This is a genomic window from Deinococcus aerolatus (genome assembly GCF_014647055.1).
Classification (GTDB): Bacteria; Deinococcota; Deinococci; order Deinococcales; family Deinococcaceae; genus Deinococcus; species Deinococcus aerolatus.
The window spans coordinates 41,595-60,694 of record NZ_BMOL01000002.1; the positions used below are offsets into that span (position 1 = coordinate 41,595).

Annotated in this window: 24 protein-coding genes; 14 read left to right on the plus strand and 10 right to left on the minus strand. The window is 69.2% G+C overall.

Annotated features, from left to right (window positions below):
- The first annotated feature begins 1 nt into the window (after nt 1).
- The 6 genes from IEY31_RS03035 (at nt 2) to aroA (ending at nt 6,418) form a co-directional block, all read left to right on the plus strand.
- The gene (locus IEY31_RS03035) at nt 2-559 is read left to right on the plus strand and encodes a DUF1572 family protein (protein ID WP_188968934.1); all 558 of its coding nucleotides are present in this window, start codon (nt 2-4) and stop codon (nt 557-559) included.
- 331 nt (nt 560-890) lie between these two features.
- Nucleotides 891-1,853, plus strand: coding sequence for an NAD-dependent epimerase/dehydratase family protein (locus IEY31_RS03040; protein WP_188968936.1), 963 nt, complete (start codon nt 891-893; stop codon nt 1,851-1,853).
- Nucleotides 1,850-2,695, plus strand: coding sequence for an MBL fold metallo-hydrolase (locus IEY31_RS03045; protein ID WP_188968938.1), 846 nt, complete (start codon nt 1,850-1,852; stop codon nt 2,693-2,695). Before IEY31_RS03040 ends, IEY31_RS03045 begins: the two co-directional genes overlap by 4 nt.
- The gene (locus IEY31_RS03050) at nt 2,688-4,034 is read left to right on the plus strand and encodes a F390 synthetase-related protein (RefSeq protein ID WP_229723281.1); all 1,347 of its coding nucleotides are present in this window, start codon (nt 2,688-2,690) and stop codon (nt 4,032-4,034) included. The genes IEY31_RS03045 and IEY31_RS03050 overlap by 8 nt, the downstream gene beginning before the upstream one ends.
- Nucleotides 4,031-5,020, plus strand: a complete 990-nt coding sequence (locus tag IEY31_RS03055) for a 3-oxoacyl-ACP synthase III family protein (RefSeq protein WP_188968940.1) — start codon at nt 4,031-4,033, stop codon at nt 5,018-5,020. Before IEY31_RS03050 ends, IEY31_RS03055 begins: the two co-directional genes overlap by 4 nt.
- Nucleotides 5,021-5,092: 72 nt before the next feature.
- On the plus strand, nt 5,093-6,418 hold the full coding sequence (gene aroA / locus IEY31_RS03060; protein WP_188968942.1) for a 3-phosphoshikimate 1-carboxyvinyltransferase: 1,326 nt from the start codon (nt 5,093-5,095) through the stop codon (nt 6,416-6,418).
- Nucleotides 6,419-6,438: 20 nt separating this feature from the next.
- Here the strand turns inward: aroA and IEY31_RS03065 are convergent, their stop codons facing one another.
- The 3 genes from IEY31_RS03065 to IEY31_RS03075 are packed head-to-tail and all read right to left on the minus strand — an operon-like array spanning nt 6,439 to nt 7,852.
- Entirely contained in the window at nt 6,439-6,933 is a 495-nt protein-coding gene (locus IEY31_RS03065) for a MarR family winged helix-turn-helix transcriptional regulator (RefSeq protein WP_188968944.1), read from the minus strand.
- The gene (locus IEY31_RS03070) at nt 6,930-7,385 is read right to left on the minus strand and encodes a DMT family transporter (RefSeq protein WP_188969391.1); all 456 of its coding nucleotides are present in this window, start codon (nt 7,383-7,385) and stop codon (nt 6,930-6,932) included. Before IEY31_RS03070 ends, IEY31_RS03065 begins: the two co-directional genes overlap by 4 nt.
- 5 nt (nt 7,386-7,390) lie before the next feature.
- Nucleotides 7,391-7,852: a DMT family transporter gene (locus IEY31_RS03075; protein ID WP_229723282.1), complete on the minus strand. Its 462-nt coding sequence runs from the start codon at nt 7,850-7,852 to the stop codon at nt 7,391-7,393.
- Nucleotides 7,853-8,039: 187 nt separating this feature from the next.
- On the opposite strand from IEY31_RS03075, the gene IEY31_RS03080 reads away from it, so the two are divergent.
- The 7 genes from IEY31_RS03080 to IEY31_RS03105 all read left to right on the plus strand — a co-directional run bounded on the left by IEY31_RS03080 (nt 8,040) and on the right by IEY31_RS03105 (nt 12,598).
- On the plus strand, nt 8,040-9,260 hold the full coding sequence (locus IEY31_RS03080; protein WP_188968948.1) for a toxic anion resistance protein: 1,221 nt from the start codon (nt 8,040-8,042) through the stop codon (nt 9,258-9,260).
- A 14-nt stretch (nt 9,261-9,274) separates the two neighbouring features.
- Complete coding sequence (locus tag IEY31_RS03085; protein WP_188968950.1) at nt 9,275-9,934, plus strand: nucleoside/nucleotide kinase family protein; 660 nt, start codon at nt 9,275-9,277, stop codon at nt 9,932-9,934.
- 58 nt (nt 9,935-9,992) lie between these two features.
- A complete protein-coding gene (locus IEY31_RS03090; protein WP_188968952.1) occupies nt 9,993-10,178 on the plus strand; it encodes a hypothetical protein in 186 nt (61 codons plus the stop codon).
- Complete coding sequence (locus tag IEY31_RS19010; protein WP_373289100.1) at nt 10,168-10,566, plus strand: phosphotransferase; 399 nt, start codon at nt 10,168-10,170, stop codon at nt 10,564-10,566. The genes IEY31_RS03090 and IEY31_RS19010 overlap by 11 nt, the downstream gene beginning before the upstream one ends.
- Before the next feature lie 141 nt (nt 10,567-10,707).
- Complete coding sequence (locus tag IEY31_RS03095) at nt 10,708-11,139, plus strand: hypothetical protein (protein ID WP_188968954.1); 432 nt, start codon at nt 10,708-10,710, stop codon at nt 11,137-11,139.
- Nucleotides 11,140-11,183: 44 nt separating this feature from the next.
- Complete coding sequence (gene purU, locus IEY31_RS03100; RefSeq protein ID WP_188968957.1) at nt 11,184-12,068, plus strand: formyltetrahydrofolate deformylase; 885 nt, start codon at nt 11,184-11,186, stop codon at nt 12,066-12,068.
- 89 nt (nt 12,069-12,157) lie between these two features.
- Nucleotides 12,158-12,598, plus strand: a complete 441-nt coding sequence (locus IEY31_RS03105) for a hypothetical protein (RefSeq protein ID WP_188968958.1) — start codon at nt 12,158-12,160, stop codon at nt 12,596-12,598.
- An 18-nt stretch (nt 12,599-12,616) separates the two neighbouring features.
- On the opposite strand, the gene IEY31_RS03110 is transcribed toward IEY31_RS03105, so the two are convergent.
- The 7 genes from IEY31_RS03110 to ahbA all read right to left on the minus strand — a co-directional run bounded on the left by IEY31_RS03110 (nt 12,617) and on the right by ahbA (nt 18,618).
- The gene (locus IEY31_RS03110; RefSeq protein ID WP_188968959.1) at nt 12,617-12,985 is read right to left on the minus strand and encodes an NAD(P)/FAD-dependent oxidoreductase; all 369 of its coding nucleotides are present in this window, start codon (nt 12,983-12,985) and stop codon (nt 12,617-12,619) included.
- Nucleotides 12,986-13,075: 90 nt separating this feature from the next.
- Nucleotides 13,076-13,198: a hypothetical protein gene (locus tag IEY31_RS18885; RefSeq protein ID WP_268238916.1), complete on the minus strand. Its 123-nt coding sequence runs from the start codon at nt 13,196-13,198 to the stop codon at nt 13,076-13,078.
- Between the two features lie 98 nt (nt 13,199-13,296).
- Entirely contained in the window at nt 13,297-14,856 is a 1,560-nt protein-coding gene (locus tag IEY31_RS03115; RefSeq protein ID WP_188968960.1) for a 2-isopropylmalate synthase, read from the minus strand.
- 431 nt (nt 14,857-15,287) lie between these two features.
- Nucleotides 15,288-15,767: a PaaI family thioesterase gene (locus tag IEY31_RS03120; RefSeq protein ID WP_188968961.1), complete on the minus strand. Its 480-nt coding sequence runs from the start codon at nt 15,765-15,767 to the stop codon at nt 15,288-15,290.
- Between the two features lie 28 nt (nt 15,768-15,795).
- Entirely contained in the window at nt 15,796-16,383 is a 588-nt protein-coding gene (locus IEY31_RS03125; RefSeq protein WP_188968962.1) for a DUF2231 domain-containing protein, read from the minus strand.
- 69 nt (nt 16,384-16,452) lie between these two features.
- Complete coding sequence (locus tag IEY31_RS03130; protein ID WP_188968964.1) at nt 16,453-17,427, minus strand: CobW family GTP-binding protein; 975 nt, start codon at nt 17,425-17,427, stop codon at nt 16,453-16,455.
- 135 nt (nt 17,428-17,562) lie between these two features.
- Nucleotides 17,563-18,618 (minus strand): siroheme decarboxylase subunit alpha, encoded by a 1,056-nt coding sequence (gene ahbA / locus IEY31_RS03135; RefSeq protein ID WP_188968966.1) that lies wholly within the window; start codon nt 18,616-18,618, stop codon nt 17,563-17,565.
- Nucleotides 18,619-18,724: 106 nt separating this feature from the next.
- Between ahbA and IEY31_RS03140 the strand changes: the two genes are divergently transcribed.
- A complete protein-coding gene (locus tag IEY31_RS03140; RefSeq protein WP_075836467.1) occupies nt 18,725-19,027 on the plus strand; it encodes an Lrp/AsnC family transcriptional regulator in 303 nt (100 codons plus the stop codon).
- Nucleotides 19,028-19,100: the final 73 nt, after the last annotated feature.

Consider the following 19,100-nt stretch of genomic DNA (forward strand, 5'->3'; position numbering starts at 1 on the left):
CATGACGGTGGCAGAGCTGTACCTGTCGGACGTGCGCGGGCGGATGCGTGGGGTCAAGGCGCTGGGAGAGGCAGCCCTCGCGCAACTCCGCGACAGCGAGTGGCACACGCCGCTGGCCCCTGACGGCAACTCTGCCGCCGTGCTGGCCGCGCATCTGGCCGGCAACATGCACTCGCGCTGGGGGGCGCTACGTGGCGGCTACTGCGCGGGTGCGGAGGGCGAGAGCGCTGGCCGCAACCGCGACGCGGAGTTCGAGGAGGGGACGCTGGACGCGGCCACCCTGCGGGCCGTGTGGGACGCCGGGTGGCAGGTCTTCCTGGACGCGCTGGACCACCTGACCCCCGAGGATCTGACCCGTCCGCTGACCATCCGGGGCGAGGTGCATACCGTGCTGGAGGCCATTCAACGGCAGGTAGCCCATTACAGCGGACACGTCTACCAGCTGATCCTGCTGGTCCGGACCCTGCGCGGCCAGGCCTGGCAGACCCTCAGCATCGCGCGTGGCGGGTCGGCGGCCTACAACGCGGCCCGGTTGTCTGAATCCGGCGGGAGCGGCTAGGGCGGGCGCCATTTCAGTCTGTGTCTGCTCCAGCCTGTTTTCTGAAACAGTGGATGGACCTCGGCTGGGCGCGGTGGGTTGACCGCCTGTTCAGGCGCTTCGCGTCACGATTCGTCCTCGCATTGGTCACCACTGAGCTGAAGGTCGTTCATCCTGACATGCAGGTGGACCCGCCGCGCCCAGCCTCTGCACGGTAGACGTGTCTCTTCCGGCGTGCCGCAGTCGGCCCGGCACGAAAGGCCGTCCGGATGACGTGACCCCATGAGACCTGACCGCTTGAACGGCGTTCCAATCGGGCCGCGCCGGATGCCCACTCCACTAGGCTGTCGTCATGCGGATCCTGGTCACCGGCGCAACGGGCTTTCTGGGCGGTGTTACTGCCCGTGAGCTGGTGCGGCACGGTCACACGGTCATGGGACTGGGCCGTAACGCGGCCAGGGGAGCGGCCCTGGAAGCCGACGGTGTGCGTTTCATGCAGGCCGATCTGCGGACCCCTGCCGAGTGGCTGCCCGCTCTAAATGGCACAGACGCCGTGCTGCACGCGGCCGCCCGTTCCACCCTGTGGGGCCGGTGGCCCGACTTCATGGCGGACAACGTCACGGTCAGCCGCGAGGTGGCGCGGGCCTGTGCGGCGCGGGGGCTGCGGCTGGTCCACATCAGCACGCCCAGCGTGTACAACGCCATGCGGCTCTCGCACCACGTGCCGGAGACCACGCCGGTTGGCCCGCGCTTCGACAGCCTGTACGCTCACAGCAAATACCTGGCCGAGCTGGAGGTCACGCTGGCCCACCCGGAAGCCACCATGCTGCGCCCACGCGGAATCTACGGCGTCGGCGACACGGCCCTGATGCCCCGGCTGACCCGTGCGCTGCGTGCGGGCCGCCTGCCCCGGCTGGTGCGCGGCGAGGTTCACACTGAACTTACGCACGTTCGCAACGTGGCCCACGCGGCCCGGCTGGCGCTGGAGCATCCGGCCCCCGGCGTCTTCAACATCACCGACGGCGTGCCGGTCCCGATCTGGGCCACGCTGGACGCGCTGGCCGACGCGCTGGGGGTGGCGCGTCCGGCACGCTACGTCCCGGCCCGCCTCGCCGAGAATGCCGCCCGCGTGCTGGAGCTGGCCGCCCGCCTGCACCCCGCGCGGCCCGAGCCGACGCTGACCGCAGGTGGCGTGCGGCTGCTGACCCGTCCCATGACCCTGGACCTGACCCGTGCACGAGAGCGGCTGGGCTACGCGCCCGTCATCGGGCCGCAGGCAGGGCTGGCGGAAGTGCTGATGGCGGTGCACGCATGACGTACCTGCGCGTCGTTCCCCTGACGGCCGGCGAGTGCCTGAATGTCTCGGCGCTGACGCAGCGCGGCGCGGCGTGGCGGGTACAGACATACCCGGCGGGCTTCGCGTTGCTGCTGCACCCGACGCGCGGTCCGGTGCTGTTCGACACTGGCTACTCGGCGCGGGTGGTGGCCGCCATGCGGCGCTGGCCCGGTGTGCTGTACGGTCTGCTCACCCCGGTGCGCCTTGACCCGCGCCAGACGGCGGCGGCGGGACTGGCCCGGCTGGGCTTCGCGGCCATGGAGGTCCGGGACGTGATCGTGTCCCACCTGCACGCAGACCATATCGGTGGGTTGCGCGACTTCGGGGCGGCGCGGTTTCACCTGGACCCCGCCGCGTACCGTCCTCTGCGTGGTCTGCGCGGCGTGGCGGCCATTCGCAAGGCGTTCATGCCAGAGTTGCTGCCGGACGACTTCGAGTCCCGCCTCCAGCCGCTGGTGTTTCAGCCTGCCCCGCTCGGCCTGTCGCCGTTTCCCGTCGCTGCCGACGTGTTCGGGGACGGCAGCGCCTACGCGGTGCAGGTGCCGGGCCACGCGGCAGGACTGATCGCATTGATCGTCCGCACCACCCCGCAGGCGGCGCTGAACGGAGACGGCGCGGGGCTGACCCTGCTGGCCAGCGACGCCGCCTGGAGCGTGCGCGGCCTGCGCGAGGGGCTGGAGGTACATCCCCTGGCCCGCATCGTGTTTGATGACGCCGACGCCGAACGCCGGAGCGCCGGACAGTTGCGCGGGTGGTTGCAGGCGCACCCCCGCGCCCGCGTTATCGTCAGCCACGACGCGCCGGAGGCCCGGCATGCCTGAGCTTCTGGACCGAGTGACCGTCGTGCGGCACGCGCTGGGCGAGGGGAGACGGATGTTCCGGGACCGCGCGGCGCTGGAACGTCACCAGGAGCGGCTGGCCGTTCACCACCTGCGCTGGGTCGCGGCGCACAGCCCCTTCACGGCGCGGCGGTTTCTGGAGGCTGGCCTGGGACTGGGCCAGTGGCGCGAGTTGCCCCCCGTGGACAAGGCCGGGATGATGGCTGCCTTCGACACCCTGAATACCGCTGGATTGTGCCTGACCGACGTGCTGGCCGTCGCCCGCCGCGCCGAGGACACCCGTGACTTCACGCCCACCCTGCCCACCCCGCGCGGCCCGGTCACGGTGGGCCTGTCCAGCGGGACGGGCGGCAACGCGGGCGCGTTCGTGGTGTCGCGTGGCGAGCGGCTGCAGTGGGCGGGTGTGGTGCTGCGCTGGCTGCTGCCCGCCTTTCCGCTGGGGCTGCTGCACAGGCAGCGCGTCGCCTTTGTGCTGCGGGCCGACGGCGGGCTGTACCGCAGCGTGGGGAGCGCGCGGCTGGCCTTCCGCTTTCTGGATCTGCTGCGCCCGCTGGACGAACTGGCTGCCGATCTCACCGCCTACGCCCCAACTTTGCTGATCGGGCCGCCCAGCGTGCTGCGTGCCCTGCTGGGCGCCGGGGCCGTGGCGCAGCCGACGCGGGTGGTCAGCGTGGCCGAGGTGCTGGAGGACGATGACCGGGCGGCGCTGGAACGCGGTTTCGGCCCGGTGGTACAGGTCTACCAGGCCACCGAGGGCCTGCTGGGGCTGCCCTGCCCGCACGGCCACCTGCACCTGAACGAGGGGCACGTCCACTTCGACTTTGAGCCCGTGGGCGGTCCAGGCGACGGCGGCCACCTGCGTCCCGTCCTGACCGACCTGCGCCGCACCACCCAGCCGATGATCCGGCACCGCCTGGATGACCTGCTGGTGCTGGCCGACCGCTGCTCCTGCGGGCTGGCCTCCCGCCGCGTGCTGCGCGTGGCCGGGCGGCAGGACGACGCGCTGAGCCTGCCGGGCGGCGCGGGGCGCGTCACGGTCTGGCCGGATTTCCTGCGCGGGGCCATGAACCGCGTGCCCGGCCTGCGCGAGTACCGGGTAGAGCAAATAGGTGCGGCGGACCTGCGCGTGCTGCTGGACCCCCTGACCCCCGAGACCTGGCAGGAGGCGTGCGTTCAGATTTGTGGCGCGTTGACGCGCAGTGGGGCGGACGCCGTGCGGGTGCGCCTCGGCGTTCAGCCCTTGCCCGCCGCGCTGCCGGGCGTCAAGCGCCGCCGGGTGCGTCGGCTGTGGCGGCCGGAGAGCGGGGAAGGGCCGTCATGAGCCGCGTGCTGGGTCTGCGCGTTCTGTCCACCGCCCAGGCGTTGCCCGCCCGCGTGGTCCCCACCTCTGAGGCCGCCGCTCTGTGCGGCATCGCGCCGGAGGTGGCCCTCAAACGCACCGGGGTTCACGAGCGCCGCTGGCTGTCGGGGGCCGAGACAGCCCTGACCCTGGGCGCTCAGGCGGCGCGGGAGGCGGTGACGGCGGCAGGCCTGGAGGTGGCGCAGATCGACACGCTGCTCAACGCCAGCGGCAGCCAGCTTCAGCCCATCCCGGACGGCGCGGCGCTGTTTGCCCGCGAACTGGGCCTGCGCGGCGCGGCCACCTACAGCATTCACGGCACCTGTCTCAGCTTCCTGCTGGCCCTCAACCACGCCGCCCTGCTGATCGGTGCGGGACAGGCGCGGCATGTGCTGATCGTCAGCAGCGAGGCCGGCAGCCTCGGCCTCAATTTTAACCAGCCGGAAAGTGCACTGCTGATCGGGGACGGCGCGGCAGCGGTGGTCGTCGGACCCGCCGAGCATGATGGTCAGGGCGTTCACGCCATGCGCGTCGTCACCTACCCCGAGGGCGCGGACCACACCCGCATTCGTGGCGGCGGCTCGTTGCTGACGCCCCGGCACCCTGACGTCGTCCCGCAGGACTTCACCTTCGATATGCACGGCCTGTCGGTGCTGAGGCTAGCGTCTCAGGTGGTGCCCGACTTTCTGGAAGGGCTGAGATCCGGCCTCAGCACGGGCCTGCCCGGCATTGACCGTGTGGTGCCGCATCAGGCCAGCGCGGCGGGTCTGGACCTGATGCGCCGCGCTGGCTGGCCTGCCGGGAAAACCGAGGTGACGCTGACCCACCTGGGCAACGTGATTGCGGCCAGCCTGCCGCTGACGCTGCATCAGGCCCGGACCGGGGGGCGGGCGAAGCAGGGCGACACCCTGCTGCTCGTCGGCACCGGGGCGGGCCTGATCGCGGGGGGAATGATCCTGCGGCTGTAGGCGCGTTCCCCGCTGTCCCTGCGCCAGACAGCCCTCCGGCCCCGGCCCCCGTCCGGCGCTAGCCTGGGTTCCATGAGTGCCGACGGCCTGCCCGAAACGTTCGATGTTCTCGTTCACCCTGCCCGTGGCCTGAGCGGCGCCCTGCAGGCCCAGCCCAGCAAGAATTACACCACCCGCTACCTGCTGGCGGCGGCGCTGGCCGAGGGCGAGACGCGCGTGGTAGGCATCGCCACCAGCGAGGACGCCGGGGCCATGCTGCGCTGCCTGGAGGCCTGGGGCGCGGGCGTGACCCTGCTGGGCGATGACGCCGTGGTGCGGGGCTTTGGCGCGGCCCCCCGTGCGGGCGTGACCCTCAACCCCGGCAACGCGGGCGCGGTGGCGCGGTTCCTTATGGGCGTGGCGGCGCTGACGACGGACACCACCTTCGTCACCGACTACCCCGAGTCGCTGGGTCGGCGCCCCCAGGGGGACCTGCTGGACGCCCTGGAACGCCTGGGCGCGCGCGTGGGCAGCAGCGGCGGACGCCTGCCCCTGAGCATCAGCGGGCCGGTGCAGGGCGGTACCGTGGAGGTCAGTGCCGAGAAGTCCAGCCAGTACGCCAGCGCCCTGATGTTCCTGGGGCCGCTGCTGCCGCTGGGGCTGGAACTGCGCCTGACCGGGCAGATCAAGAGCCACGCCCCGCTGCGGCAGACGCTGGACACGCTGGCGGCCTTCGGCGTCGTGTTCGGGGCCAGCCCGGACCTGAGCCGCATCTCCATTCCCGGTGGGCAGCAGTACCGGGCCGGGCGCGTCACCGTTCCCGGCGATTACCCTGGCTCGGCGGCCATTCTGGCGGCGGCGGCGCTGCTGCCCGGCCAGCTCCGCCTGTCCAACCTGCGCGAAAACGACCTTCAGGGTGAGCGCGAGGCGGTGGCCGTGCTGCGCGAGATGGGCGCGGATATCGTGCGCGAGGGGGACACGCTGGTGGTCCGGGGTGGCCGGCCCCTCCGCGCCGTTACCCGCGACGGGGACGGCTTTACCGACGCGGTGCAGGCGCTGACCGCCGCCGCCGCATTCGCGCAGGGCACCACCACCTGGGACAACGTGTCCACGTTGCGGCTCAAGGAGTGTGACCGCATCAGCGACACCCGGCGCGAGTTGCAAGGGCTGGGCCTCCACGCTGCCGAGACGTCGGACAGCCTCAGCCTCACCGGAACCGCGCGGATTGCCGGAGGAGTGACCGCCGACGGGCACGGCGACCACCGCATGATCATGCTGCTGACCCTGCTGGGGTTGAAAGCCGACGCGCCCATCCGCATCACCGGCGCGCACCACATCCGCAAGAGCTACCCGCTGTTCTTCCAGCATCTGGAAACGCTGGGGGCGAGCTTCGAGTACCTGCCCACCGAGGCCCACTAAATGGGGTGAAACGGCTGGCCCTAGCCCGCCCCGATCCGGCCCAGCAGGGTCCTCAGCGTGTGCCGCTCGGCGTGGCTCAGGTTCGCCAGCAGCCGCTCCTCGTGTTCCAGATGCTGGGGCAGCAGGCCGTCTACCAGTTCGCGGCCCGGCGCCGTCAGTCGGGCCCGGATGGCGCGGCGGTCTACGGCGTCGGGCACCCGCTCGACCAGTCCCCGCCCGGTCAACGCGTCCACCCGTTTGGTCACGGCGGGCGGCGTAACCGCCATCAGCGCGCCCAGGTCGCCCAGCGTCAGCCCCTGCGCCGGGGCCGATCGGCGCAGGGTTGCCAGCACGTCAAAGGCCGCGGGTGTCAGGTCGTACTGCGCGAGAAACGCCTCCAGCCGTGCGTAAAGCCGCCCGGAGGTGCGCTGCACCGCGATCACGGTCAGCATGGGTTCCGGGTCTAGATCGGGCCGGGCCGCGTGCCAGTCGCAGCCAATGCGTTCCAGCAGTTCTGCGGTGGGCACGGGGGTCATCCTCGCCACCGCTCGCGGTCCGCCGCCAGAAGGCCCACCGCGCCCAGCAGCAGCGCCGCGCTCAGCACGCCCAGCAGCGTCGGCGGCTGCGTGGTCTGCCCCAGCCAGCCCAGGCCGGTGATGACCGCTGCTCCCAGCACCTGCCCCAGCGTGACGGCCACCGTGCTGGCCCCGGCCCCCAGCCGTGCCCCCGCGATCAGGCTCAGGGTGACGTAGGTAACGCCCAGCACGCCGCCCAGCAGCGTCCACAGCTCCGGCCAGGCGGTGGGTCTCGCGCCGTCCAGCCCCAGCGCCCACAGCGAGAGCAGCAGCCCGGCTCCCACAAAGAAGGTAACCAGCGTGGCCGCCAGCGGCGTGCCCAGGCTGGCGGCCAGGCGCAGGTTGAAGGCCAGGCCCGCCGACAGGCCGATGCCCGCCCCCAGTGTCGCCAGCAGGGCGGGCAGCAACGCCATGACGCTCACGCCGGAGTCCACAGGCGCAGCGCCAGTGCCGCCAGTACCAGCAGGGCGGCCAGGGTCCGGGCGCGGTTCATCCGGCGGCGCGGCAGGCCCAGCGCCCCGAAGTGGTCCAGCGCCAGCGCGGTCAACACCTGCGCGGCAATCACCAGCGTGGTGGCCAGGGCGGCTCCCAGCAGCCGGGTCAGCACCACACTGCCCACCACGTAGGCGCTGCCCACCACCCCGCCCAGCCACACCCAGCGCGGGGCCGCACGCGCCGCCGTCCAGTTGGCCCGCACCCGCAATGCCGGCAACACGGCGCCCAGGGCCACCGCCCCCACCAGATACGAGATGCCAGCCGTCAGCGTCACCGAGTGCAGCTCACCGGCCAGCGCGCTGTTGACCGCGAATTGCATGGGCAACAGGGTGCCTGCTGTCACGGCCAGCAACAGAAAGGGAAATCGTCGGGGTTGCAGGGTCACGTTCAGATCGTACACAGGTGAACTGTTTATCAGGACAGTATCTGGCGTCAGATCTCCAGGCATACCTGCAAAGGTTCCAGAGGATGGGCCGGTCTGGGGTTACCTTCTCCCAGCGCCTGACTGCCCGCCTGCCCTTACGCCTTTTGCCGGATGCAACCCTTCACGCAGATGGTGCGTAATAGGAACCATGACTGATGGCAAACCCGGCCCGCTGACTCCACCCGACTCCTCTCTGAGCGCGCCGGAAGCCGTCAGGGACGTGGCCCCGGTGGACGCTCCGGAAATGGTGCCCCTGTCGCCTGAGGACCGCGCCCGGCTGGACAGCATGGCCCGCGCCTTCGCGGTGGACGTGCTGGGTGCCGGGGCGCATACTCCCGAATTCAGGCGCAAGCTGGACGCCGTGCATGACCTGGGCCTGCCCGAGCAGCGTGCGGCGGCGCAAACCAGCAACCGCATGCTGGACCGCCCCCTGCGGGCCACCCGCAGCGGCGCCCTGGCCGAGGGCAGCGACATTCTTAACAGCCTGACGGACCTGCGCCGCACCGTGGAAAACCTGGACCCCAGCCGGGCGCCCACCCCCCGCCGCCTGTTCGGCATCCTGCCGGGGGCCAGGAAGGTGCAGAACGCGATGGACAAGTACCAGAGCGCGCAGTCGCACCTGAACGGCATTCTGGAGTCGCTGTACCGCGGCCAGGACGAGCTGCGGCGCGACAACGCCACCATCGAGACCGAGAAGCTGCACCTGTGGGAGACCATGCAGAAGCTGCGGCAGTACGCCCACGTCGGCAAGGCGGTGGACACGGCTCTGACCGAGCGTCTCTCGGAGCTGGCCCAGACCGATCCGGAAAAGGCCCGCATGGTCAGCGAGGAACTCCTCTTTGCCGTGCGTCAGCGCGTCACGGACCTGCTGACCCAGCTGGCGGTGAGCATTCAGGGGTACCTGGCCCTGGACCTGGTGCGGCGCAACAACCTGGAGCTGATCAAGGGCGTGGACCGCGCCACTACCACCACCGTCAGCGCCCTGAAGACCGCGCTGATGGTCTCGCAGGCGCTGGGCACGCAGGGCGCGGTGTTGGGGCAGATCACGGCCATCAACGACACCACCGGCAAGATGATCGGGTCTACCGCCAGCCTCCTGAAGCAGCAGTCCACCGAGATCCAGCGGCAGGCGGGCAGCGCCACGGTGGACCCGCAGATCATCCAGGGGGCCTTCCGCGACGTGTACGGTGCGCTGGACGCCATCAGCGCCTACCGGCAGCAGGCGCTGGAGCGCTTCAGCGAGACCATGCAGGTGCTGGACAAGGAGGTGGCCCAGGCCCAGACCTACCTGGACCGCGAGCGGCAGGGGGTGGCCCGCGAGGTGGCCCAGAACCTGAAGGTGGGCCAGGAGGGTGAGCTCAAGCTCTGAGTGTCCGTGAGGAGGTGGTCCTTGGGCTGGCGGCCCGGCTCGCGGCCCAGCCCGCCCGTCCTGTCCTGCGCGTGGCTGTGGACGGAGTGGACGGGGCAGGGAAGACAATATTTGCCGACGAACTGGCCGCCGCCCTGCGACAGCGCGGCCGTGAGGTTATCCGGGCCAGCGTGGACGGCTTTCACCAACCCCGCGCGGCGCGTTACCGCCTGGGCCGGGACTCGCCCGAGGGGTTCTACCGGGAGTCCTACGACTACGCGGCCCTGCGGCGGGCGCTGCTGGACCCGCTGGGGCCGGGCGGTTCCCGGCGCTACTGCACGGCCACGTTCGATGTCGCTGCCGACCTGCCGGTGACCCCGGAGGGGATGGTGGCCCGCCCCGGCAGCATTCTGCTGGTGGACGGCCTGTTTCTACACCGCCCCGAGTTGCGTGAGGTGTGGGACGATTCCGTCTTCTTACGGGTGGCGTTTGCCGTGTCGGTTCCGCGCGGCGCAGCGCGCGGCCCCGGCTTCGGCTCCCCCGATCCGCTGGACCAGAGCAACCGGCGCTATATCGGGGGCCACCAGCTGTATTTCAGCGAGGCCGATCCAGAACGCCGGGCGGGCGTGGTGGTCGACAACAATGATCTGGACGCCCCCTTCATGGTGTGCGCGAGAGACGTCGCTGGCCGCTGAGGCGCAGTTCATCCTCAGCGCGTCTTCACGGTTCCTGGCAGCCGGGGCAACGTGCGAGGTGTTCACGGCCGGTGTGCGGGTGCTGCGGCTGGCCCTCGGCCCCGAGGCCAGCCTGGGCTTGCAGGCGGCGATCACGCGCGCCCTCTCCGCAGCGGGCGTGCCTGTGCCGGAGGTGCTGGAACTGGGTTCGCTTCCCTCTGGGCGGGTCTTCAGTTCCGCACCCGTCAGAAGGCGTGGCCGATGAAGGGGGCCAACTGGCTGCCCAGCCGCCCGTTCTGTCCGCCCCAGACCTGGCCTCACCGCTGAGGGCGCTTGGGCCTGGGCTGTGGCAGGTGGCCGAAAAGCCCTTAGCCCTGTGCCACACCGATCTCCATGCAGGGCAGTTTCGCTGGCGTGGCGGACGACTCACCGCGCCGCTGGATTTCCGTGACGTTGCCGTCGGGCCGCCCGCGTGGGACATGGCAAGCAAGGCCTGTTTCCGCGGCTGGTGGGCGGCAGGACAGGTGGCTGGGGATGCTGACCGCGACGCCGCTTTGGCCTGCTGCTGGCATTTCACCGTGCAGGCCGCGCTGCAAGACAGGGTGGCCCACAACGCATGGCAGAGGCTGTGGCCTTCGCGCGGGGCTGCCTGAACCGACTGAGCTGAACCTCCAAAGGTCACAGCACAGGCAGGACAGCGCGTCCTTGACGCTCCTGGGCAAAGAGGATACGCTGGCCCTGTGCTTACCTACCGGTAAGTAATTCACCCAGAGTCCTGCCAGGAGAGTCGAACCATGGACGAGATCGTCATTCAACCCGCAATCCACAACGCCGTCGGCGGCATCGTCGTGCTGGCCGCCATTGTGACCGTCATGCTCAACTGGCGCGGTCTGCTGAAACTCAGGGGGGTGGGAGCAGACGCTGCGGCCCCCCCATCGCTGAGCGGCTGGCAGAACGCCGCCCTGATTGCCCTGCAGATCGCGCTGATGGTTCAGGCATTGATCGGAATTAAACTGCTGGATCAGGGGCTGGGGACCGTGCAGAAGTACGTGCATTACCTGGGCGGCCTGGGAGCGCTGGGGCTGGTCATGCTGTACTACTGGCTGCCCAAGCGCGACGCCCGCGACAGTTCCATCAAGGCCCTGGGCCTGACCGTGGCCTCGCTGGCCTTCGTGCTGATGACCTTCATCATTGGTGGCCTTTACGCACGCGGCAGCCTGAGCTAAAGAGCGCAGGCGGGGAGGCGTGCGGCTCCCGTATCCTGCACCCCATGACCGCGCCTGCCACCGTTCCCGATCCCCTGAACACTGCGACCCTGACCATCACCTGCCCGGACCGCGGGGGCATCGTGGCCTCGGTGTCGCAGTTTCTGCACAACCACGGTGCGAACATCATCCACAGCGATCAGCACAGCACCGATCCGGCGGGCGGCACATTCTTCATGCGCATGGAGTTCTATCTGGCCCACCTCGATCTGGCCCGCGACGGGTTCGAGCGGGCCTTTTCCAGCGTGGTGGCCCAGCCCTTTCAGATGGAGTGGTCCCTGACCTACCGTGCCGAACCCAAGCGCATGGCGGTTCTGGTCAGCCGCTACGATCACTGTTTTCTGGACCTGCTGTGGCGCAAGCGCCGGGGCGAACTGAACGTGACCATTCCCCTGATTATCAGCAACCACGAGGACCTGCGCCGCGACGCGGAGATGTTTGGCATTCCCTTTCACGTCGTTCCCGTGAACAAGGAGAACAAGGCCGAGGCCGAGGCCGAACAGGTCCGGCTGCTGCGCGAGGCCGACACCGAATTTGTCGTGCTGGCCCGCTACATGCAGATTCTGTCGGGCGACTTTCTGCGCGCTTTCGGGCGGCCTGTGATCAACATCCACCACAGTTTCCTGCCCGCCTTTGTCGGTGCCAACCCCTACCGCGCGGCGTTTAACCGGGGCGTCAAGCTGATCGGGGCCACCAGCCACTACGTCACCGAGGAACTCGACGCCGGGCCGATCATCGCCCAGGACGTCGTGCCCGTAACCCACCGCGAGACGCCCGACACGCTGATGCGCCTGGGCCGCGACGTGGAACGGCAGGTGCTGGCCCGCGCCGTCAAGGCACAAGTCGAGGACCGCGTGCTGGTGCATGGCAACAAGACGGTGGTGTTTTAGAGCCTGTGAAGAGCGGGGAACCAGGTGCAGCCGTCAGTCCTCCACCCTTTGCCTTTGACCCGGCGCACGTCACCCCGTAGGCTGGGCGCATGGCTACCCTGTATGTCGTTTTGCTTACACTGCACAACATCAACCGCTGGCTGGTGGTGCTGGCCGGGGCTTGGGCACTGTTTCGCGGCTTCTCGGGCCTGCGTTCGGGGCGGGCCTTTACCGCCGCGGATCGGCGGCCAGTGGTGGCGTTCGTGGGCACGGTCAGCCTGCAACTGGTGCTGGGCCTGCTGCTGTTCGGCTTGATGGGGGCGCAGAACACCCCGGTCTTCGCGGGGACGCGGTCCAGCTTCCAGTGGGAGCATCTGGGCCTGGGTGTGCTGGCCGCCGTGTTCGCCACGCTGGCCTCCGCGCTGAGCAAGCGGGCCAGCGGCCATCCGGCCAAGTTCCGCGCGGTGACCGTCTGGACCGTGCTGAGTCTGGTGGTGGCGCTGGCAGGCGTGCCATGGTGGCGTCCGCTGCTGCGTCTCTTCACCCTGTAGGTCTTGAGGCTGCTGGGTTCAGCGCCGGCGGGGGTTGAGGGCGGGCCGCCCCCCCCGGTGGGCACCGGGCGGGGGTGCAGCATTTCCACCAAAACGCGCCCCCTGCACCTTTGGGGGCATGTGCCAGACGAGGAACAGCCGCCTGAGCCACCACGCCGCGCTGCCAGTCAGCGGCACGCCCAGCAGTTCACCCACGCCGTCGCTCCGTTCCAGGCCCGGCGCCTGCCCCAGCCTCCGGTATGAAAACCGCTTGAGAGACCAGGCTTGCAGGCTGCGGGCCATATTGTGACTGGCCCACATGCCGTTGAACGGGCAGTCCCCGGCAGAGGTGGGATGTTTCAAGCGGGCGGTGTCCCCGCCGCTGCACAGCCGGGTCTGGCCCTGCACGTGCAGAAACTCTTCGGTCAGCAGGCGGCCCGCGCCGTCACGCGGCGCCCCCTCGGTGCCGGGCAGGATTCTTGGGGCGGTGCCGGCGGCCTACAGGATCTCGTGGCCCCGCAGCGCCGGGCCGTCTTCCACGCGCACCTCTCCGGCCATGATCCGGGTCACCCGCCGGCCCAGATGCGGCGGTCTGGCCGGGGCGGGTGTGAAGGAGGGCAAGTTCCTGAATCATGGGCGCGATCCCTGACACTCTTCTGGCGTCAGACTTCACAAATTTTTCTTGGGCAGTGAGGCAAGATGTGCCCCACCGCCTCTGTTCAAATGCGCCCCGGCGCAAACTCGCCCTGCCGCCGCTCGGTGCCCATGCCGGCCACGATCATGTTCTGGACGCGCAGCCACGCGCGGGCGCTGGCCTCCACCACGTCGGTTGCCACACCCAGGCCGTGCAGCAGCGTTTCGCCGTGGCGGGCGCTGACGCTGACCTCGCCCAGCGCGTCGCCGCCCTGCGTGACCGCCTGAATGCGGTAGCTCTCCAACGTGGGCGTGATGCCCGTGATCCTGTTGATGGCCTGGAAGGCGGCCTCCACAGGGCCGTCGCCGTGCGCCGTGGCGTCCACCGGACCGTCAGGGGTGTGCAGGCGCACGAAGGCCACCGGAGTCATGTTCATGCCGCTGGTGATCTGGAAGCCTTCCAGGCTGAAAGTCTGTGGCACGTCACTGCGGGAATCGACCAGGGCACGCAGGTCGTCGCTGAAGATCTGTCCCTTGCGGTCTGCCAGATCCTTGAAGCGCCCGAACAGGTGCTGCACCTTGTCGTCGGGCATGTCCGCGTAACCCAGATCGGTCAGCGCTTTACGGAAGGCGGCCCGGCCCGAGTGCTTGCCCATGACCAGCACGGCAGCCTCGCGGCCCACCAGCTCGGCGTTCATGATTTCGTAGGTCTCGCGGGCCTTCAGGACGCCGTCCTGATGAATGCCGGACTCGTGCGCGAAGGCATTGTCGCCCACGATGGCCTTGTTGGGCTGCACCGGCATCCCGCTCAGGCGGCTGATCAGGCGGCTGGAGCGGTACAGCTCGCGGGTCTGGATGCCGGTCCTGTACCCATAGTGATCGGCGCGGGTATGAAAAGCCATTACGATCTCTTCCAGGCTGGCGTTGCCGGCCCGCTCACCGATGCCGTTGATGGTGCATTCGATCTGCCGCGCGCCGCCCTCGACGGCGGCAATGGAATTGGCCACCGCCATGCCCAGATCGTCGTGGCAGTGGCTGCTCAGGATGACGTGTGCGGGCAGTTCGGCCTTCAGGAACGCGAACAGCTTGCGCATCTCGTCGGGGGTGGTGTAGCCGACGGTGTCCGGCACGTTGATGGTGGTGGCCCCGGCCTCCACCGCCGCCTTGAAAATCCGGCTCAGGAAATCCCAGTCGCTGCGGGTGGCGTCCTCGGCGCTGAACTCCACATCGTCCACGAAGGAACGGGCCAGCGTCACGGCCTGCACGGCGCGCTCCACCACGGCGTCGGGTTCCAGATTCAGCTTCTTGGCCATGTGAATCGGGCTGGTGGCAATAAAGGTGTGGATGCGCGGCTTCTCGGCAGCCTCCACGGCCCGCGCTGCCGCCTCAATGTCGGCCCGTCCGGCCCGCGCCAGCCCGGTGATGATCGGCCCGCGCACCTCGCGGGCAATGCGCGACACGCCTTCCAGATCGCCAGGGCTGGCGATGGGGAAGCCCGCCTCGATCACGTCCACACCCAACCTTGCCAGCTGATGCGCGATTTCCAGCTTCTGCGCGTGGTTCAGGGCTACGCCGGGCGACTGCTCGCCGTCGCGCAGGGTTGTGTCGAAGATGCGGATGCGGTCGGTGCTTTGCGGCTGGGTCATGGGGGCTCCTGTACTTGAATGTGCTTGAGAGGCAGGTTGATGGGCAAAGCAAATCCCCCGGAGGGGACTCCTCCGGGGGATCGGGCGCGCAGAAAACCTTGCTGGCCGTTCACTCCACCGGAGGACGGGTAAGAAGGAGGCCAGAGCGGATCATGGCTGGACTGTAACGGATGCGGCGGTGGGGGCAAGGGGAGTCGTCTAGCCGCCCTGGCCCCCTGCCACCGCACCACCCCTGGTGCAGCATGGCCTGGGCCACCCTGACGAAGCCTGGCACGTTCGTGCCCTGCAGGTAACTGAGGCTGCCATCGGGCCGCCGCCCGTGTGCCAGGGCGGCGCGGTGGCAGCCTCGCATGATCTCGTGCAGGTGCTGGGCGTGCTGGCTCATTTCTAGGCCGCTGCGGTCGCCGGAGCACGGGGCCGTGACAGCTCTCTTAATTGCCCACCGACACCACGTTGCAGGTGCAGCGGGCCATGCTGGTCAGCCGTCCGCGCTCGTCCCTGATCTCCACCGTCCAGACCAGCACGCTGCGGCCCCGGTAGGCCAGTGTCGCCTCGCCGGTCACGAAGCCGCCGGACACGCCCCGGACGTGCGTGCCGCTCAGGTCCACGCCCACCGCCACCTGCCTGCGCGGATCGAGATTGACCCACGATCCCACGCTCGCCAGTTCCTCGGCCAGCGCGAGGTTTGCGCCGCCGTGCAACCGTCCGGCGGGCTGGAGGTTGCCCTCTACCGGCATCTGCGCGCTCAGGCGTTCGCGAGCAATGGCGATGAAATTAATGCCCAGACGCGCGCCGAGGGTACCGCTTAAGCCGCCGCCCTGCGGACCATTCATGAAGGCGGCCACCTGCTCGGGCGTCAGGCGGGCCAGCTCCTCGGGACTGGGAAAATTCAGATCGGGATGCAGCGTCATGCGGGGAGAATAGGGCGCCGGGGCAGTCTTAGCCCTGTGGGTGGTCCAGGGTCCGGCCCACGCCCAGCCCGTGGCGGTACACCAGTTCGCCGCCCAGAAAGCCGCCCGCCAGCGAGAGTCCCAGCGCCGTGCCCGACAGCACTTTGCCCAGGCCGCGCCTGTGTTTGCGCCGCGCCACGATGGACCCGACGTTCAGGAAGAAGGCCGTCTCGTTCAGGAGGCCGTGAATCAGACCGGTGCGCCGTGCCTGACCGCGTGCGCCGCTCCAGTCGGTCCAGCCGGTGGCGATGGTGGCGACGGCCCCCACCGTGCCCAGCGTCAGCGCCAGATCGGCGGCCCGCTCGGTGGCCTCGGTGTTCTGGCCGGGGAAGAAGTCCAGCATCCCGGCGATCATCCAGCCGCCCAGCGGCAGATGCACCAGAATCGGGTGAATCGGGTGGCCCAGCGGCACGCCGTGCAGGGCGTCAGTCACGCCCTCGGGCAGCAGGTCCTCCGCGCCGCGCAGGGCCAGTTGCAGTTTCTCGGCCAGCGCCTCGATGGCGTCGTGGTTGACCACCGCGTCTTCAAGAACATAGCTGGGCTTATCCTGATCGGCTTGCCAGGGAAGAAGGCTCATGCCCTGACGATAGGCGCGGCGCCTGCGCTGGCGTGCCGCGCCCGCTAAAGGCGGATTCATGGACGGCGCTCAATCGGGAATCAGGTCTGCCGGATCAGGGGTCAGGCATGCGGCGAAGGCCGCCGCGTATTCCTCGCGGTCCAGCCCGCGCCCGATAAACACCAGTTCGCTGTCGCCTCCCCCGGTGTCCCAGGCGTCGGCGGTGAACAGGTCACGCACCGCCTGAAACAGGATGCGCTGGGGGTAGCCGTGCAGGTCCAGCCAGCCCTTGACGCGCAGCACCTCGGCGGGCCGGGCCAGGATGAACGAGGTCATGAAGCGCTGCCACTCGTAGGGGTCCAGGGGACGGTCTGCACGCAGGGTAAAGGTCTTCAGGTCCGGCGTGTGCGCGTGCCTCTCTGTGTCCTGGCCGTCCAGCACGCGCGGATCGAAGTCATCGCGGGCCAGCAGGGCGTCGGCATCGATCTGGCCGCGTTCCACGCCGATCACGCGGGCCAGCGGGTTGACGCCGCGCAGGGTGGCCTCGGCCCGCTCCAGCGCCTCCTCGCCCACCAGATCGGTCTTGTTCAGGACCACCACGTTGGCGTAAGCCAGTTGCCGCGCCGCCTCCGGGTGTTCGCGCAGGGTGTGCAGGACGTGGCGGGCGTCGACCACCGCCACCAGTGTCGTAACGCGGAAGGCGGCCCGCACCCCGCGCTCCAGCAGCGTCGCCAGCACCGGTGTGGGGTCCGCCACGCCCGACAGCTCCACGATCACCGCGTCAGGTTTCGTGTCGCGCATGGAAATCGTGACCAGTGCCCGCAGCAGATCGTCGCGGCCCGTGCAGCACAGGCAGCCGGCCGTCAGCTCGGTCACGTCGTCCTGAAGGCGCTCGATCAGGCTGCCGTCCACCCCGGCCTGCCCGAACTCGTTGACAATCACGCCCAGCCGGTGCGGCAGGCTGCGGATCAGATGGTTGACCAGCGTGGTCTTGCCTGCGCCCAGAAAGCCGCCGATCACGAGGATGGGAATGCGCGGGTCAGGGGAGGGGACAGGCGTGGTCATGGGCAGAGGATAGCGGTCTGCCCAGGTGCGGAGGTCTGGGATAGATCGCCCATTGCGCCGCCCCTTGTCTGCCCAGCAGCGTCCGAAGGGGAGGCCAATGCACTGACGCTGGCCTCCGGGACGGACGCGGCTGCGTCAGCTTTTCAGGTTTTCCTGTTCCCACTCGTAGAACTCCGGCTTGTAAAATTCCAGCCGGATTTTCTTGTATTCCTTCGTTGAGTACAGGATGTCGTGGGCCACGCCGCTGGCCACCTCTTCCTCAATTGCCCTGATCTTGCCGAACGCCTCTTCCTTGCTGCGTCCGTGAACCATGGTGAAAATCGTGTACGGCCACTCCGGGTAGGTGGGGCGCAGGTAGCAGTGCGACACGGCCTTGAATTCGGCCATCTGGCGGCCCACCTCGGCCACGTCCTCCTGCGGCACGGCCCACACGCCCATCGCGTTGAAGGTAAAGCCCGCCTTCTGGTGGCGGAACACGGCAGAGACGCGCCGCAGCGCCCCGGCAGCCTTCATTTTCTCGGCGTGGGCGGCCACCTCGTCGATGCTCAGGCCCAGCGCGGCGCAGGCATCGGCGTAGGGCTCCTCGGTCACGGGCAGATCCTTCTGGAACTCCACCACGAAGGCGCGGTCCAGATCCGTCACCTCGTAGCCGATGTTGCGCTGCTCACTGGTGTACTGCGGCTTGGCTTTGGCGTTCCAGTCCTCTTTACCGGTCATGTCGAACTCCACGCCGATCTTGAACAGGTGCAGCGTGGGCATCAGGCGGGTCAGACGGGCGCCGCTCAGCTCGTGCAACTTCTGGACGTGCGCTTCCAGATCGCTCTCGGGCGGCACGGCAATGGTGTACCACAGATTGAAATCGTGATTGCGCTTGTAGTTGTGGCTGACGCCGGGGTGGCCGTTCACCACTTCCGCGCCTGCGTCCAGCTGATCCTCGTCGTGCACGGCGGCCACCAGGCTGCTCTGGTACCCCAGCGTGCGGGTGTCGAAGATGGCACTGACCTGCCGCAGCACGCCCTCGGCCTTGACCTCGCGCAGAATTTCCAGGGCCTCGGCCTCGCTCAACCCGACTTCTTCGGCAATCAGCTGGTAGGGGCGCCGGACGATAGGAATATTTTTCTGTATACGGTTGAGAAGCTGCTCACGCGCCGTGGGGAGCGTGGTTTCCGGGGCAGGCGAGGGGGCGGTCATGCCTCCACAATAGGCGCTCCTGAGCGGCGAAACGTCCCCGAACGAGCGGTCAGGCGCTGTTTTTTGCGGCGCTGCGCGTCACAATGTCTTCCATGAGGAACCTCAAATGGTAACGGCCATCGTGATGGTGCAGGCGGACCGCCAGCGCGTGCAGGAAACCGCCGAGGCGCTGGCCGCCATTCCCGCCGTGCGCGAGGTCTACAGCGTGACCGGCGAGTGGGACATCGTGGCAATTCTCAAGCTGGCCGAGTACGACCAGCTCGACGACGTGGTGACCGGCCACCTGCGGAAGGTGGAGGGCATCGCCCGCACCCAGACCATGCTGGCCTTCCGCACCTACAACGACGCGCTGCTGGACCAGGGCTTCGGCGTGGGGCTCGACGAGGGCCGGGCCAACGGGGGAGGCTAGGCGGCGGTCCGCACCCTCTGACGGGTTGCTTTCTGGGAGGGTGGGGTAGGGCTGTCCCACATAAGCGAATGCA